The organism is Stenotrophomonas rhizophila (genome assembly GCF_001704155.1).
Classification (GTDB): Bacteria; Pseudomonadota; Gammaproteobacteria; order Xanthomonadales; family Xanthomonadaceae; genus Stenotrophomonas; species Stenotrophomonas rhizophila_A.
Window position 1 is genome coordinate 500529 of record NZ_CP016294.1, and the last position, 14602, is coordinate 515130.

Consider the following 14602-nt stretch of genomic DNA (forward strand, 5'->3'; position numbering starts at 1 on the left):
CCTTACTTCGCTTTGAATACCCAGCACTTCACCGTGAAGCTGCTGCCGAGCATGGTGTTGCGGATGTTGCTGTTGACCGCCGTGTTGGCGCTGATGAGCTTGTAGCGCCGCGAATCGGGCAGATGCTTGCGGAGGTCGACCAGGTCGGGAACCGCTTGGCCATGCTGGCCGGCCTTCGCCACGAACTCGTTGAGGTTGATTGCGATCTTGTTGGGATCGCGCGAGTGGTTGAGCATTGGGCGCTCGCCGTTGTTCAGGCCTTCGAGATACTCGTACGTCTCCCAGAACTCGTTGACGATCTTGTGGTCCGCGCTGATGGCCATCTGGCGTTCCATGGCTGCAGCGACCAGCGCGTCACGGGTGGCCACCACCATGTGTTCGGGCACGTCGATCACCAGGCGCAGGCAGTCGAGCAGCGACAGCATCTGCGCGTGGTTCTTGATGACACGCTCCAGCCGCAAATCCGTTTTTTCGCGTAGCCGGGCCTCGAAGTAGCTCACGCGCTCTTTGAACTTGGCCAGCACCTGGCCTTCCGAGCGCACCGCCTTGATCAGGAAGTGGCTCAGGTCTTCTACCTGCAGGGCGTTGAGGTTGTCGGCCGCAATGCGGCTCTCAGCGGTTACAACAGGCTTGCGGAAGTGCAGCTTGACGATACGGGTCAGGATCGCTTCGCTGGCGTCCACGGCTGCGTTCTGGCTGATCACGATGGTGCCCCGGAAGGGCGGCTCGTAGGTGTCATTGCCGCCGTTGCGCACGCCACGCGTTGCCAGCGTGCCGCCGCCGAAGTAGTCCTTCAGTTCATCCCACTCGAACGACTTTGAATGCGCCTTGTCCGGCGTGTCACGGTCGGCCTCGAGCAGCACGACGGGCATGCCCGAAATCTGGCCCATGGCGCGCGCACGGCCGGCCTTGGACGACTTGGCAGGATCAAAGCCTTCGTAGTCGCTGCGGGCCAGGAGCTTCCACAGGAACGTCAGCAGCGTGGTCTTGCCGGCGCCGGCTTCGCCGGTGGCTTCGAGGAAGGGGAAGGATTTATGGGCGCTGCGGATCTGGTTTGCGAACAGCGAGCCGAACCAGAAGATCAGCGCGATCATGCCGTGCGTGCCAAAGCACAGCCACAGCCATTCCATCCACTCGGTGCGGAAGGCTTCTGGGTCGCGCTGAATGTCCATCCGGATGGACTTCTGCGTGGTCTTGAGCCGCAGCTTGCTGAACTCGAAGTAGTCCTCGGCGTTGGCCAGGCTGATCTCACCATTGCGGACCGCGATGTCGCCAAAGATGTAGGCGCCATGGTCAGGGCTGTAGCCAACGAAATCGACCGTATCGACGGTTTTGATGTTGAACAGCTGGTCTTCCATCATGCGGTCCAGCTGGTGGCCCGATCCGCTGAACACCGCGCCTTGGGCCAGGCTGATGATGCGCTTCTTGAACTCGGTTGAACTGGCGACCTGGGGGCCGGTAAAGGTGCCCTTGACCGAGGGCGCGTCGTGGGGGAAATCCACGCGGAAGAAGTACCAGCTTTCGTCGGTGGCTTCATGCCGCTGGAAGTACAGCGCTTCGGGGTAGCAGTTGGCGATCTGGCGCACGGAGGCCGAGGCGCGCTGGATCTTGGCGATTTCCTCGTCTTCCAGCTCTTCGTCCTCGGCGAGGGCACGGTCGCTGGCACGGTCACGGCACAGCTTCTCGAAACGCAATGCGTCGAACTCGAACCAATACAGGCGCGAATGGTGTTCCAGATGGAACTCCGACTGCTTGTCGTGGCCGTAGATGATCAGGCCCTTGTCCATGGCCGTACGTGCCATGAGCAGGTCGCCTTGGTAGCGGGCCTCGGCCAGGTCTGCGTCCCATTGGGCCTGCTGGTCGTCTGCCGCCAGTGCGCGCAGGTGAAGGTCGTTCCAGTCGGTCTTCTTCCCGTCGCGCTGGACGATCTGGGCCGCTTTGCACTTGAAGCCAAGCTTCTCCGCGCGCTTGGCGTGCCGCTGGATATAGGTGCGTGCGCCGGGCTCATTGTCCAGCGCCCAGATCAGGGTGGGGAGGTTGCCCGGGCGTGACGCCGCCAGCTCGCGCAACGAGGCTTCCGGGAAGGCGTTGCTCGACATGGCCGATACCGCGCAGCTGCCGCGCTGGAGGTGGGCAATGGCGTCGAAGATGCCCTCCACGATCCATACTTCGCGGGCGTCGCGCATGGCGGACAGCGCCGCCGGGGCCGCCCACCACACGCCGGCGTAGCTCTGCCCCGGCGCAAAGCGGGCCTTCTGCTTACCGAACCGGTGCGGGCGGTCGATTAGACGCTCCCACCAGCCACCTTTGGCCAGCGGGAAGCGCACGGTCGCGGTACCGGCAGAGATCCGCCGGTCGTAGTAGTTGTCCTGGGTATACAGGCCCTGTAGGGGGCGCAGATCGAACCCCCGCGCCGTCTGCAGGTAGGCGTCGGCCGCAGCGTTCGGCTTGGCCTCGGTCTGCACGTGGCGCTTGGAGTAGTCGTCAAACAGGTCGTCGTAGAGGTCTTTGACGAACACCTCCTGTCCGCACTTGGCCTGTCGGCCACAGCGCAGCACCCACGGCTTGGAATAGCTGGTGTACAGCTCCTTCTTGCCGCAGTGAGGGCACTTGCCCCCACGCATGTAGTCGGTGCTGCTGCGGTGCTTCAGGCCATAGTCCCGCTCCACTCGCTGCAGGACTTGCTGGCGGATGTCTTCTTGCATGGCCAGGTCAGCCTTTCGCCGCGGATGACGCGGTGGTGTTGGGGTAATACATGGCTCTCTCCTGAGCAGGGTGTTCCGGCTCCAGCGGCGTTGGCGCGCCGCTGGGTCGGAGCGGTACTGAGTTATTCGTCGGCGGGCTTGGAGCGGCTGAGAATCAGATACATGTCGTCGCGGATGTACTCGGCGACGGCGGCGGTATCGTTGGGGTCGATGCCGTGTTCCTTGGCCACCTCTTCCGTGATCGTTGCAAGGAGCCGGCATGCGAACGCGGCGCGCCAGAGGCGCTGATAGTCGGCACCGGCGATCAGTTGCGCGCCCCTGTCATCGGCCGCCGTTGGAGGCCCGGGATTGCGCTCGGGTGGCAGGTGGCTGTTTCGGTTCGGCATCAGTGAACCCCCGGTGCGCTGTCGCAGTCGCCATGCAGCCATGCGAAGAAGCGCTGGGCTTCGCCGTGGGCGAGCAGGAAGATCGATTGGCCAACCTGCAGGGCATGTTCTGCGGCAGGGCGGATCACATGGGAATAAGCCGCCACCATGGACACAACTACATTCGACTCGGCGTGTACGCAGGAGACGAACACGCAGTTCTTATCGGTCGACGCGCGGACGACGATGCCGGGGCTGGCCGAGGCCAGGTCGATGACCGGGCGGAGGTTGGAGGCTGATTGGTGCTTGCCCATCACTGCGCCTCCGTGCTGTCGGTGGGCGGCGTGCGCCCCGCTGCAATGGTGGCGGTGATGGCGTCGAGCACGTCGCCCAGCGTGAGCGCGAGGACGGGCTTGCCGTTGGCGAGCAGTCGGGCGGTGAGGGCCTGATACTCGTCGTGGCGCCACTCTGTGGTGTCAGCGATAAATCCGATAACGAAGGCGAGCTGCCGCAGGGGGCTGTCGCTGGACGCGGTTGGGGCGTCATTACTCATGGTGCGCATACTCCATCGTGTCGAGGAGTCCGCCACCGCCGAGACCAATCGGGGGTGGTGGACGACGCGGAGTTGGTCTACCGGGGATATGCGCAACCCGGCGGAGCCGAGGCTCCCACCGCGCCGCCCACCATAAGAAGGCTGGGGGCACACGCGCCCGGCACGCAGCTCGGGCACGAAAAAAGCGCCTGCTGGTGACATTGGCGCTTTCGCGCGCATTTCGTTCGGGAGACCAATCCCGGTCGCCGAATTGGCGGCGACGTGTGAATAGTTGCTCCGTCCGTGGGCAGGTGTCAAGGGGATTTGATGGGATTTGATGGGAGCGGGCGACAGGCTGTGAGCGTTCATGCGCGCACCACGGCAGAGGCGTAGCCAGCCAGAACCTCGAAGGCACCACCGGCGGCAATGTGCGCGTCAACGTCCGCCCGCAGCTCAGCGGCCTCGCGTTGCTTCTCGGCGAACGAGACGTGCTTTTCCCTGGCAGGCGTCGCAACAAGCACGGGGGCCATTGCCGTCGCCCAGCCGTCGCGGTGTGTTTTCTGAATGGTCACGCGCAGTGCTCCTGCACCGGCGGCCGAGCCGCCGGGTTGGTTGTGTAGGACATCGGTACGCCTCTCTTAGGCGTGGGGTTGCGCGCCGTGTTCGGTCGCGGCCTCGACCGCATCCAGCAGGTCGAGCTGGTTCCATCCCCTGTCTTGCTTCCATGCCTGGTGCAGCTGGGCGCGCAGGAAGCCCGGCGTGGGCGGCAGCTCGCTGGGCAACGCGCTGGGCACGCCGCTTGGGCTGGCAATCCCTGTCAGCTCGGAATGTCCGCTGTAGCTGGCACAACAGACAGGGTTCTCACACACGTAGGCGTCGTTGCGCAGGAACTTGTGCGCCAGCGAGCTGGTGCGCTTGATGAGACGGCTCCCGCAGGCCTCGCAGGAGAAAACGGCACGGCCTCCCAGCGGCGAACTCACGGGCTTTTCCTACGCGCGGGTTTGCTGGGATTTGTGCAAGAATTGGGGTCGGGCTTGATGCCAAGCGCAACGGCAGCAGCGTGGGACTTCCCATAGTTCCCCTTGCCAATACCGCGCAGGGCGTCATTCACCGCATGCCGGCAGAGATTGTTCTGCTTGGTAAAAGCGATGACCGTGACGCCGTTATCGCGCAGCCACTGCCGGGCTTCGTCCGGTGTACGCAGCTTCGGTTTGGCGGTCCGTTTGGCCTTCATTCCGTTTCCCCTGTGTAAAAGCTGCGTGAATCTTGGTGAAGTTAACTGCACCTGTCAAGGGGGTTTTCAAGTGTCTGTGGGTACAAGGCTGAAGGAAGAAAGGAAGCGACTGGGTCTGACTCAGGAAGCCATGGCAGCGGCCTGCGGAGTGGCCAAGCGGACCCAGATCCTGTTCGAGCAGGACGCGCACCTGCCCGGCGGCGCCTACTTCGTGGAAAGCGACAAACTTGGCGTGGACGTGACCTACCTGCTGGTCGGACGGCGCGAGCGCATGAGCGAAGCCGACGCAGAGTTGCTTCAAATCTGGCGAGAAGCGACACCGCACGCGCGGGGCGCGGCGATGGCCGCGCTGTACGTCCAGGCCAAAGACGCCGGCGCCGCGCCTCGCACGAGTTTCCCCAATGCCACCATTGGCCAGCAGTTGAGCGGCGACGTTGACCTGCGCGGACAGAAGATCGTGGTCAAGCGCGCCAAGGCAGCGAAAAAGCCGCACGCATAGCCTCACCCCAAGCTCTATTCAGGCCGCTATTACCCGCGCATGTGGCGCCGGTGTGGCGCGCGATAGAGAGTGAAGGACTATGGGTTGCAGTGGTGGTGCGGAGCGTGGTGCGGTGACGTGCGGTTGCAGCGGTCAAACCGTGTTTGAAGGGGCCGTGATCGGCCAGGTGTTCACGGGTGACGTGCAGATGCAGTGCCCCCTCGCAGAGCGACAACGCGCCGCCTGCATCGAAGAACCAAGAAGGGCGCCCACGGAAACGGGGCGCCCTTTGTCCACTGCACTCATTGCTGTGGCGATCTGGCAGGCATCGCCGTACGCGCGGAACGGGCTGTCCGGCAGCGCGCTGCGGTAGTGCTCCACCCAGATCCGGGCGCCATAGACCTCGGGGTCGTAGGTTTCGGCCATTTCCACGATCTGCTGGCGCTCGATCACGCGGCCATCGGTGGTGGCGCCTTCGACAGCCACGCGGAAGAACTGGGAACGCTTCTTGTCGGTCTTGCTGGCCATCTCGCCCTCGGCTGGTATCAGTGCGCATCGGTTGTCGATGCGATGACCCATGTTCGGGCGAGGAATATGTTGCGGCAACGCGAAGAGCGTGTAAGCGCATGATCTACGTGGGTTTTTGACTGTCGCGCGCGCGAGGCGACAGGCAACCTGTAAAGGTGCAAAGCGTAGCCGAAAAACTCAACGTAGATCCCCGTCGCCAGGCAAAGTTTTTGTACTGGATGGGCTGGCGCATCTGCGATATCTGCGAGCTGATCGGTGAGAAGGAAAAGACCGTTCACAGCTGGAAGGCGCGCGACGAATGGGACCGTGCCGATACCGTGGAGCGTGTTGGCGGCGCCTTGGAGGCGCGGCTCGCAATCCTGATCCATAAGGAAGGCAAGACCGGCGGCGACTTCAAAGAGATCGACTTGCTCCACCGGCAGCTGGAGCGGCAGGCCCGCATCCAGCGCTACCAGGGCGGTGGCAACGAGACGGACCTGAACCCAGCGGTCGCCAACCGCAACGCTGGCCCGAAGAAGAAGGCCCGCAAGAACGAGTTCAGCGAAGAGGAAGTGGAACGGCTGCAGCAGGCGTTCCTCGACGGGTGCTTCGATTACCAGCGCGACTGGTACCGCGCCGGCAGCGAGCGCACACGCGTAATCCTCAAGTCGCGGCAGATTGGCGCCACCTACTACTTTGCCCGCGAGGCGCTGATCGACGCGCTGATCAGCGGCCGTAACCAGATCTTCCTGAGCGCATCCAAGAGTCAGGCGCACATCTTCCTGGGCTACATGCGTGGGTTCGTGCGCGAGGTGCTCGACCGTGACCTCACAGGCGATCCAATCGTCCTGGCCAACGGCGCTGAGCTGTTCTTCCTGGGCACCAACGCACGCACCGCGCAGGGCTACCACGGGAACTTCTACTTCGACGAATTCTTCTGGACCTACGGCTTCAACCAGCTGAACAAGGTCGCCAGCGGCATGGCGATGCACAAGAAGTGGCGCAAGACCTACTTCAGCACGCCATCCACCATGGCGCACGAAGCCTACGATTTCTGGACGGGCGAGCGTTTCAACAAGGGCAAGCCGACCTCCCAGCAGGTATCGATCGATGTCAGCCACGGGCGGCTCGGCAGTGGCCGGCAGTGCGAGGACGCCATCTGGCGCCAGATCGTCACAGTGCTCGACGCAGCCGACCGAGGCTGCGACCTGTTCGACGTGGCTGAGCTGCGGCGCGACTACAGCGCCGAGGAATTCGCCAACCTGCTGATGTGCGAATTCGTGGACGACAGCGCCAGCGTGTTTCCACTCACCATGCTGCAGCCGTGCCAGGTCGACAGCTGGGTGGAATGGGCCGGCGACTTCAGCCCTTTCGCCATGCGCCCCTACGGCGACCGCGCGGTTTGGATCGGGTACGACCCGGCCGAGACGGGCGACAGCGCCGGCATCGTGGTGGTTGCGCCCCCGCAGGTGCCGGGCGGCAAGTTCCGCGTCCTGGAGCGTCACCAGTTCAAGGGAATGGACTTCGCTGACCAGGCGGCGTTTATCCAGAAGGTGACCCAGCGCTACTGGGTCACCTATATCGGCATCGACGCCACCGGCATGGGCACGGGCGTGGCCCAGTTGGTGCGCCAGTTCTTCCCGGGGTTGACCACCTTCAGCTACTCGCCCGAGGTGAAGACGCGACTGGTACTCAAGGCATTCGATGTCATCAAGAACGAGCGTCTGGAATACGACGCCGGCTGGACTGACATGACCCAGTCGCTGCTGGCCATCCAGAAGACCAGCACGGCCAGCGGCCGACAGACCACCTACACGGCGGGGCGCTCGCGCACGACCGGCCACGCTGATCTGGCGTGGGCGCTGCTGCATGCCCTGCAGAACGAACCGCTCGAAGGCGGCGCCGCCGCCCGCAGCACCATGGAGATTTTCTGATGATCGACACCGACCAGGGCGCTGTCACCGCGCCGGCAGGGCCCATCGAAGCGTTCACGTTCGGGGAGCCCACGCCGGTGCTGGAATCGCGCGGCATCCTCGACTACCTCGAATGCTGGCGCAACGGGCGCTACTACGAGCCGCCGGTGAACTTGCAGGGGCTGTCGAGGACCACGCGGGCAAACCCCTACCTCCAGAGCGGCCTGACCTTTAAGCGCAACATGCTGGTCAGCACGTTCGTCCCCCACAAGCTGATGAGCCGCGCCACCTTCGCGCAGCTGGCGTTGGACTACACCACCTTCGGCATGGCCTACGTGGAGCGTCGCAAGGCGCTTTCCGGAGCCGCGCATAGCCTGTCCGTGCCGCTGGCGCAGTACGTGCGCCGTGGCGTGGTGGAGGGCGAGTTCTTTCAGGTGCGGGCGGGCCGCATGGAGCATGAGTTCCCGGCCGGGCAGGTGTACCAGCTGCGGGAGTCCGATGCAGACCAAGAGGTGTACGGCCTTCCCGAGTGGATGCCGGCGGTGCAGGCCGCGCTGCTCAATGAGTCGGCCACGCTGTTCCGCCGCAAGTACTACAACAACGGCTCGCACGCCGGCTTCATCCTGTACCTGACCGACTCCCAGGCGGAATCGTCCGACGTAACCGGCCTGCGCGAGGCGCTCAAGGCGGCGCGTGGCCCTGGCAACTTCCGGAACCTGTTTGTGCACTCGCCCAACGGCAAGAAGGACGGCCTGCAGATCATTCCGGTGAGCGAGGTCGCGGCGAGGGATGAGTTCGCTAACATCAAGGGCGTGACGCGCGACGACATGCTGGCCGCGCTGCGTGTGCCTCCGCAGCTGCTTGGCATCGTGCCGCAGAATAGCGGCGGTTTCGGGTCTATTCGCGACGCGGCCACGGTGTGGGCTGCAATGGAGCTGGCGCCGTTGCAGACGCGAATGACCGCGATCAACGACTGGCTTGGCCAAGAGGTGATCCGCTTCGCTCCCTTTGAACTTGCACCGGCGGTGGCATGAAGAACCTGCGTTGTGGCGACTGCGCCAAGCTGCTGGCCAAGGCCGGCGGCGTCTATGAGATCCAGATCAAGTGCCCCCGCTGCGGGGTGCTGAACCACATGAAGGCCGAGAGCCTCCCCTCGGATCGCCGCGAGCGACCCCAAGAAGGCTCTACCCATGAAGAACGAATTGATCCACGGCGATGCCCTGACCGTCCTGCCGACCCTCCCGGCCGCCAGCTTCGACGCCCTCATCACTGACCCGCCCTACGCCAGCGGGGGCACACACGCATCGTCGCGGCAGCAGGCACCCCAGGTGAAGTACATGCAAGGGGGCAAGGAGCAGCTGCACGCCGATTTCGTCGGCGATGAGCGCGACCAGCGCTCGCACCTGGCGTGGATGCGGTTGTGGCTGGCCGAGTGCAGCCGCGTGCTGAAGGACGGCGCGCCCGTGCTGCTGTTCACGGATTGGCGGCAGCTCCCGCTGACCACAGACGCGCTGCAATGTGCTGGCTTTACCTGGCGTGGCGTGGCGGTGTGGGACAAGACCGAGGGCGTGCGCCCGCAGCTGGGGCGCTTCCGCAACCAGGCCGAGTACGTGGTGTGGGGCAGCAAGGGCAACATGCCCTTGGGGCGGCGCGCACCGGTGCTGCCCGGCGTCATCCGTGAGGCGGTGAGAAAGGCCGACAAGCATCACATGACCGGCAAGCCGACCGACCTCATGCGGCAGTTGGTACGGATCTGCGAGGACGGTGGAAGGATTCTTGATCCGTTCGCTGGCTCGGGCACCACACTGGTAGCGGCGGATCTCGAGGGGTACAGCTGGACTGGCATCGAGATGACCGGCCACTATCACGATGTCGCTAGGTCACGTCTGCTTAGGTCTTGAGCTAGCGACCGCTCGATGAACCACCTACGGGCGGTTCATCGAGCGCGTGTAGCGGTTTGATCTATCGGAAGACGAAAGCAACGGCCCTTTCGCAGAATGCTCTGAGTTCCCCGCTGTCCAAGTTAGTTACATCTGCAGCCGGTTCGCCCTCGGTATGGTGGAACTGGCTGGCGTACTCGTTAATCGCATAAAGCTCTTCTTTGAAGGGCTTTAGCCGCGCGAGCGGGCTGGTCGCCGGGGCGTCGGTGACGTAAGAAATACACTGACCAAGCATCATTCCCCGAGCGATGAGTGACGGAAACTGTCTGTGAAGCGACCCTTCGACTACCAGTCGAAGGGCGGGGGCGGCTTGAGCTGCGCCGGCTCCCGTAGAAAGAAAGGTTAGGACCGTCTCTAAGTTGTGCTGGTACGCGCCTTTGCATTCCTTTGCCAGATCCAGTGCGGAGAAGTCAGAGAAATTGCCGTGCGTGGCGTCGACCTTGAAGCCCGCGCGGCCCAGGGTTTTGAATGGAGACTTGAGAAGTCCCTCTTCCAGCTCTCTGAGGAAGAACGGATCATGGGCGAGCACGATCAGCTGGGTGCACTGCTTCGCCAATGTTTTCAGTGTCCGTAAAGTGGAGCTTTTTCTCCGCCGGTCCAGACTGCACATAGGATCGTCGATCACGACTATCCTCTGAGCCAAGTTTGGATCGGCACGCAGCCGGGCAATGAAGAACGCGAAAGCAAGCGCGCGTTTGTCGCCCTCACTTAGGGAATTGCCGAACGCGGTTCCCTCGGTGCCCGTCAGGTTGATTGGCTCACCCCGCACTCTGATGCCGTAGTTGCTGCGCGGCGCCCCTCCTGCGCCGCGATACCCGGCAGTGAAGTTCTCTATGCTGATCTGTGCGCCAAACTCGCTCAACAATCGATTGATTTCTTCCATATACGTGGCAAGGTTTGATGCCATCAGTGAGTCGAGACTAGCCCTCGTCGCTTCCTTGGTCTTGCTGAGGGCCTTTGACTGAGAAGTGAGATCGTCCAGCTCCAACAGTTCCGCGACACCGGGGGGGGAATGGCGATAGACGCTCGCGTTCAATCTCGCAAGCTGCGATGAGACGGCCGCCGAGCTCTCACCCCCGACGCTCTGCTTGAACGCTTCAATTTTGGAACATGCGGCTGAAATCAAGGCGTTCGCCGCGACAACATGACTGATTGCATCAGCCCAGATTGCCTCCGCAGCGACAATGTCGGCTTCTGTGCCAACCGCCTCCAGAGGGGACAATGACTTGTTCCTTGCTAAAGGAACAATCAACTCTCGAAGATCTGACAGATTCTTCTTCATGCCTTCGGCGTTGAAGCTCACCGGTTCCAACTGTAAGTGGTCCGCCCAGCCGCTAATTTGCGCCTGCGCTGTGTTGAACCGCTGTTCTAACGAATCGACGACTGCGTCCCCCAGCCGCTGGTTTGCTTGGGCCTCCAGGCCTGACGTCTTGGCCTTAAGCTGCTTGTATTCTTCGTTGAAGTGAGCCTGATAAGCCCCGATCAGTGCAGATTGACTTGCGTCCGCGCCGCAGTAAGGACACTCCTTTCCCACTTCATATTGGGAGCCTTGCGATATCCAGTGCTCAAAGCCAGGCGCGGAGTTCTTTGCAAGGTGGTTCTTTACCAGGCTCTCTGCGTTCGTGGCGATATCGGTAATGGTTGTATTCAGTATCTGGAAAAGCTGATCGGCCTTGAACTGCGGCGCTGGAACTTGCGTCGGGCTGACTTTTGCTTGAATCGCGGCATTGTTGTTAGCCGCAGCCAAACGAGCCTGCAGCGCTTTACGATCTTCTTCTGGCTGCGCCGGAACCTGCAGCCCCTTGTAGGTCGCCAGCGACAGGTCGCCTCTCTTGGCAGTCACTTTCGTCGTCTGGTCTCTCAGTCTTGCATTGACCGCAGAGAGGTCTGTATTTGCTTTGTCGTGGGCGCCCTTTGCGCTTACCGCCTCCTCGCCCAACGCGAACTCTAGGAGCTTCGCTCGTTGGTCCGGTGACACGTCCAAGCCGGCATATACGTTTCGATGTACGAACTCTGTATCAAAAACTATCAGCTCCGGGCATGTGGCCGACCAAGCGCCGTCGGCTAGCAAAGCGACACCCGTGGGATCCGAGAACTGCAATGAAGCGGTGAGCTGATTGGTACCGCCAATGGTGTTTCGACGCGTTACCTCCGTCACGTCCCCCTTCGAGCATGAGCGCAGCAGGCAGGCCAGCGTCGACTTGCCGCGACCATTCTCGGCGAAACCAAGCGTGACCTGATTGAAAAGGGGTGAACTGGAGGTCTGGTGAAGGATTCCCAGGCCACGGACTTCCACGATCTGCTTCAGCATTTTCATCTCTCCGTGATGATGGCGAGGGTGTACCTCAATGCTTGAGTGTCGTCAACAGCCACGATGGTCCGCGGCCTGTCAGCGCCCAGCGAGCGCACTCGTCTCCCCGCCACGCCTGCGGTCTTCGGACCCCTCTTTTTCTGCAGGCCTGCAACAGCCCGTCCGGGGCCGCCGCAGCTGCTGCTCACGCCCTCTTCTACATCGGGCTGGCCCCTGCGGATCCCTGCGACGAGCAACCCCACCGTGGCGGTGCCAGACGGCTTCCAGCGAGGAGCGGCAGCGCTCGAATTTCTTGGAGTCCCACCGGAAACAGGTAACGGGGTAATTGGCGTCCAGAAAACACCGGAAATCCCTAGTGGCACAAAGGATTCAGCAGGTTACCTCTGAGGGTGATCTGAGGTAATTTCTCACGGCAGTGGAAGTAATGTCCTTGATTTCAAAGGAAATTCTTTCATATCGATGTTACCTGCCGGGAAGGTAATCAGGTTACCTAGACGTTACCCTAAAATTACCTTTGATACATTGATATAAGATATTGATTATATTGAAGATATGGAGGTTTCGGCGGGGTGATTACCTAAGTTACCTGTTTCCGGTGGCGATCCAAAAAATCAGCCCTATAAGGGCGAAAGGTCCCTGCGACACACTGCCGCCCGTCACTCGCCCTATTGGACAACTGACCCGGTCGCGACCATCGCTGCCTCTCGTTGGCACGAAGCAACGCAATCGCGTCCCTGGGGCGCGCCGACACCTCCTGCGGTGGAAACCCTGCCAACGCCAGACGCGCCGCCGGCGTACACGTTGGCGCAGGGCCTGCTAAGGTCCGGGGCGCGGGGGCAATAAAAGGGAGGGCAGCTTATGCCTCTGAGAGCCATTGTCTATTGCAGCCGCATCGTCCCGGGGACGACGGTCGACCAGATAGATCGCCTGGTACGCGATGCGGCCACGCACAACCTGATCGCGGGTGTTACAGGCGTGCTGTTCTGCGACGGGCTTAGCTTCCTCCAATACTTTGAGGGGCCTGAAGACGGCATGGCAGTCACGTACGCGCGCATCCTCAACGCGAGTACCCATACGGACATTGTGGAACTTGGCAGGCGTAGCGGAGGGGAACGCAGGTTCCCCTACTGGTCAATGCACTGGATCCCGGTCGAACAGGTAGACCTTCAGATCGCCAAGGCAAGCGAGTGGCGCGGCCTGACGCAACGCAAACAAGAATCCATGTTCCAAGTCCCAACCGGACTGGACCGTATGGCTACGTTGGTCGAGCCCCATCTCAACTGATTGTCCACGAACCTACGTGCAGCGGCGTTAAGCCGCTGGCTGCAGGAGCTGCACGACGTAGGTCGCGTCGACGGTTGGTGTTTTGCTAGCCGCGCGATAAGCCTAGCATTGGCCTGTTGCTTCCGATCCATGCATTCTTGTCAAAAGCCCGAGGTCGACGGATCGCCATGCCTTTGCCTACCAGTTTCGTTGCTAACCTTACTTGCCCAACATTTTCTGAGATCGCTGCGGAGCTAAAGCGCGAAGGGCGTCAACCGCAAGCCAAGTTCTGCGGGTTGTGGAATGAAGTCGCACCCAGCGATCTTTACTGCTACCTCCATGCGCGGTACGGACGGCCCAACGGCCTGCAAAACTGGTTGCGAAGTGACAGTTCAGACAACTTGATTCACTGGGAATGGATGCTGCAGGCATCGCCGGGGTGGGTCTTGTTTCAAGGCATGTCTTTCCGGACCGCGGTGATCTTTCTTGACGTCCCAGGTGCCTGCAGTGACGACATGCCCGAGCTTGCGGCTCAGATAAAGGCAGATTTTTCCAATCAAGCCAAGTCGATGGGCCAAGTGCGCCAGTCCCTGGAACACTGGACAGAGTTCGTTAACCCTTACCAACGTATTCGGAGTTCGGTCAATTCTTTGCTCGCCGAACTGGACGCGCTAGGGCTCAGCGCCGAGGATGAGCCAGTTCCGGATATCCAAGGACTTCGATCAATGCCTAACGGCTACTTGGCGGAGATGGCCGCAAAATACTCCAAAGGCTTGGGGCTGTGCTTTGGAATTAGGTCGATGCTTCCGGTCATGGCGGAGTCGTTCGTTAACCTTCTTCTGTTTGCGCTAATGCGGCCGGAGCTAAAGTCCGATCAGAGATTACGGGACAACACCATTCGCCAGCCGATCGACATCCGGATCAAGAGCCTGTCGATCAATTGTGTTGGTTTCAACTCTCCGGTTGATTACACACATCTCGCTTTCAAGGACTACAACTCACTGGTGAACGAGCGAAACGACCTTCTGCACGGCAACGTTGTGCTCGAAAAGCTCAGGTTTAATGAAGTGTACTTCAGTGGTCGCGTGCCCATTTTCAAACGGTACAGGTCACTGTGGGAGCGGACTCTAGGTGTTGACATACAAGCGGTAGGACTTCACCGCCTTGCCAATGAGGTGGAAGTAGTAGAGCGCATGGTGGAACAACTGAAATCTCACCTTAACCCTGAGACACGGGACCTTATAGACCAGGCATCAGGGCAACGCGACCTTGGCCTGGATCAAAAGAGGGGAAAGTTCGGAATACTCTTTTCCCGGCAACTGGTCGACATGTTTCCGCCCGACAACGACTAGAT

The 14602-nt window shown here is 61.6% G+C and carries 16 protein-coding genes; 7 read left to right on the top strand and 9 right to left on the bottom strand.

Translation table 11 applies throughout. The features are described 5' to 3' along the window. Positions 1–2: 2 nt before the first annotated feature. The 7 genes from BAY15_RS02075 to BAY15_RS18730 all read right to left on the bottom strand — a co-directional run bounded on the left by BAY15_RS02075 (position 3) and on the right by BAY15_RS18730 (position 4836). Positions 3–2705 carry a toprim domain-containing protein gene (locus BAY15_RS02075; RefSeq protein ID WP_068848538.1) on the bottom strand — a complete coding sequence of 901 codons (2703 nt, stop codon included), beginning with the start codon at positions 2703–2705 and terminating at the stop codon, positions 3–5. A 122-nt stretch (positions 2706–2827) separates the two neighbouring features. Further along, positions 2828–3091 carry a hypothetical protein gene (locus BAY15_RS02080; protein ID WP_068848540.1) on the bottom strand — a complete coding sequence of 88 codons (264 nt, stop codon included), beginning with the start codon at positions 3089–3091 and terminating at the stop codon, positions 2828–2830. Next, positions 3091–3384 carry a hypothetical protein gene (locus BAY15_RS02085; protein ID WP_068848542.1) on the bottom strand — a complete coding sequence of 98 codons (294 nt, stop codon included), beginning with the start codon at positions 3382–3384 and terminating at the stop codon, positions 3091–3093. Before BAY15_RS02085 ends, BAY15_RS02080 begins: the two co-directional genes overlap by 1 nt. Continuing rightward, on the bottom strand, positions 3384–3623 hold the full coding sequence (locus tag BAY15_RS02090; protein ID WP_068854503.1) for a hypothetical protein: 240 nt from the start codon (positions 3621–3623) through the stop codon (positions 3384–3386). The genes BAY15_RS02085 and BAY15_RS02090 overlap by 1 nt, the downstream gene beginning before the upstream one ends. A 344-nt stretch (positions 3624–3967) precedes the next feature. Next, on the bottom strand, positions 3968–4174 hold the full coding sequence (locus BAY15_RS19000; protein ID WP_099047376.1) for a hypothetical protein: 207 nt from the start codon (positions 4172–4174) through the stop codon (positions 3968–3970). 66 nt (positions 4175–4240) lie between these two features. After that, positions 4241–4582, bottom strand: coding sequence for an ogr/Delta-like zinc finger family protein (locus tag BAY15_RS02095; RefSeq protein ID WP_099047377.1), 342 nt, complete (start codon positions 4580–4582; stop codon positions 4241–4243). Then, positions 4579–4836, bottom strand: a complete 258-nt coding sequence (locus tag BAY15_RS18730) for a hypothetical protein (protein ID WP_083214035.1) — start codon at positions 4834–4836, stop codon at positions 4579–4581. The genes BAY15_RS02095 and BAY15_RS18730 overlap by 4 nt, the downstream gene beginning before the upstream one ends. A gap of 130 nt (positions 4837–4966) precedes the next feature. Between BAY15_RS18730 and BAY15_RS02100 the strand changes: the two genes are divergently transcribed. Next, positions 4967–5335 (top strand): hypothetical protein, encoded by a 369-nt coding sequence (locus BAY15_RS02100; RefSeq protein WP_083214036.1) that lies wholly within the window; start codon positions 4967–4969, stop codon positions 5333–5335. Between the two features lie 132 nt (positions 5336–5467). Here the strand turns inward: BAY15_RS02100 and BAY15_RS19690 are convergent, their stop codons facing one another. Next, positions 5468–5842 carry a GPO family capsid scaffolding protein gene (locus BAY15_RS19690; RefSeq protein WP_068848546.1) on the bottom strand — a complete coding sequence of 125 codons (375 nt, stop codon included), beginning with the start codon at positions 5840–5842 and terminating at the stop codon, positions 5468–5470. Between the two features lie 155 nt (positions 5843–5997). Here BAY15_RS19690 and BAY15_RS02110 point away from each other — a divergent pair, with 155 nt between their 5' ends. Genes BAY15_RS02110 through BAY15_RS02120 form a run of 4 tightly spaced genes read left to right on the top strand, consistent with a single transcriptional unit; the run spans position 5998 to position 9635 of the window. Further along, positions 5998–7755: a terminase ATPase subunit family protein gene (locus BAY15_RS02110; protein ID WP_068848548.1), complete on the top strand. Its 1758-nt coding sequence runs from the start codon at positions 5998–6000 to the stop codon at positions 7753–7755. Beyond that, the gene (locus tag BAY15_RS02115; RefSeq protein WP_068848550.1) at positions 7755–8768 is read left to right on the top strand and encodes a phage portal protein; all 1014 of its coding nucleotides are present in this window, start codon (positions 7755–7757) and stop codon (positions 8766–8768) included. Before BAY15_RS02110 ends, BAY15_RS02115 begins: the two co-directional genes overlap by 1 nt. After that, positions 8765–9007 (top strand): Com family DNA-binding transcriptional regulator, encoded by a 243-nt coding sequence (locus BAY15_RS18740; protein WP_083214037.1) that lies wholly within the window; start codon positions 8765–8767, stop codon positions 9005–9007. Before BAY15_RS02115 ends, BAY15_RS18740 begins: the two co-directional genes overlap by 4 nt. Then, complete coding sequence (locus tag BAY15_RS02120; RefSeq protein WP_068848552.1) at positions 8925–9635, top strand: DNA-methyltransferase; 711 nt, start codon at positions 8925–8927, stop codon at positions 9633–9635. Before BAY15_RS18740 ends, BAY15_RS02120 begins: the two co-directional genes overlap by 83 nt. 61 nt (positions 9636–9696) lie before the next feature. Here BAY15_RS02120 and BAY15_RS02125 read toward each other — a convergent pair whose 3' ends face one another. Then, positions 9697–11985 carry an AAA family ATPase gene (locus BAY15_RS02125; RefSeq protein ID WP_157771670.1) on the bottom strand — a complete coding sequence of 763 codons (2289 nt, stop codon included), beginning with the start codon at positions 11983–11985 and terminating at the stop codon, positions 9697–9699. A gap of 858 nt (positions 11986–12843) precedes the next feature. Here BAY15_RS02125 and BAY15_RS02130 point away from each other — a divergent pair. Continuing rightward, entirely contained in the window at positions 12844–13269 is a 426-nt protein-coding gene (locus BAY15_RS02130) for a BLUF domain-containing protein (protein ID WP_068848556.1), read from the top strand. A 167-nt stretch (positions 13270–13436) separates the two neighbouring features. Beyond that, a complete protein-coding gene (locus BAY15_RS02135; protein WP_068848558.1) occupies positions 13437–14600 on the top strand; it encodes a hypothetical protein in 1164 nt (387 codons plus the stop codon). Positions 14601–14602 lie beyond the last annotated feature (2 nt).

Bases quoted from the DNA above. Each gene is read 5' to 3' on its own strand.
- BAY15_RS02075 (WP_068848538.1), bottom strand. From the start codon at position 2,705: ATGCAAGAAGACATCCGCCAGCAAGTCCTGCAGCGAGTGGAGCGGGAC.
- BAY15_RS02080 (WP_068848540.1), bottom strand. From the start codon at position 3,091: ATGCCGAACCGAAACAGCCACCTGCCACCCGAGCGCAATCCCGGGCCT.
- BAY15_RS02085 (WP_068848542.1), bottom strand. From the start codon at position 3,384: ATGGGCAAGCACCAATCAGCCTCCAACCTCCGCCCGGTCATCGACCTG.
- BAY15_RS02090 (WP_068854503.1), bottom strand. From the start codon at position 3,623: ATGAGTAATGACGCCCCAACCGCGTCCAGCGACAGCCCCCTGCGGCAG.
- BAY15_RS18730 (WP_083214035.1), bottom strand. From the start codon at position 4,836: ATGAAGGCCAAACGGACCGCCAAACCGAAGCTGCGTACACCGGACGAA.
- BAY15_RS02100 (WP_083214036.1), top strand. From the start codon at position 4,967: ATGGCAGCGGCCTGCGGAGTGGCCAAGCGGACCCAGATCCTGTTCGAG.
- BAY15_RS19690 (WP_068848546.1), bottom strand. From the start codon at position 5,842: ATGGCCAGCAAGACCGACAAGAAGCGTTCCCAGTTCTTCCGCGTGGCT.
- BAY15_RS02115 (WP_068848550.1), top strand. From the start codon at position 7,755: ATGATCGACACCGACCAGGGCGCTGTCACCGCGCCGGCAGGGCCCATC.
- BAY15_RS18740 (WP_083214037.1), top strand. From the start codon at position 8,765: ATGAAGAACCTGCGTTGTGGCGACTGCGCCAAGCTGCTGGCCAAGGCC.
- BAY15_RS02120 (WP_068848552.1), top strand. From the start codon at position 8,925: ATGAAGAACGAATTGATCCACGGCGATGCCCTGACCGTCCTGCCGACC.
- BAY15_RS02125 (WP_157771670.1), bottom strand. From the start codon at position 11,985: ATGCTGAAGCAGATCGTGGAAGTCCGTGGCCTGGGAATCCTTCACCAG.
- BAY15_RS02130 (WP_068848556.1), top strand. From the start codon at position 12,844: ATGCCTCTGAGAGCCATTGTCTATTGCAGCCGCATCGTCCCGGGGACG.
- BAY15_RS02135 (WP_068848558.1), top strand. From the start codon at position 13,437: ATGCCTTTGCCTACCAGTTTCGTTGCTAACCTTACTTGCCCAACATTT.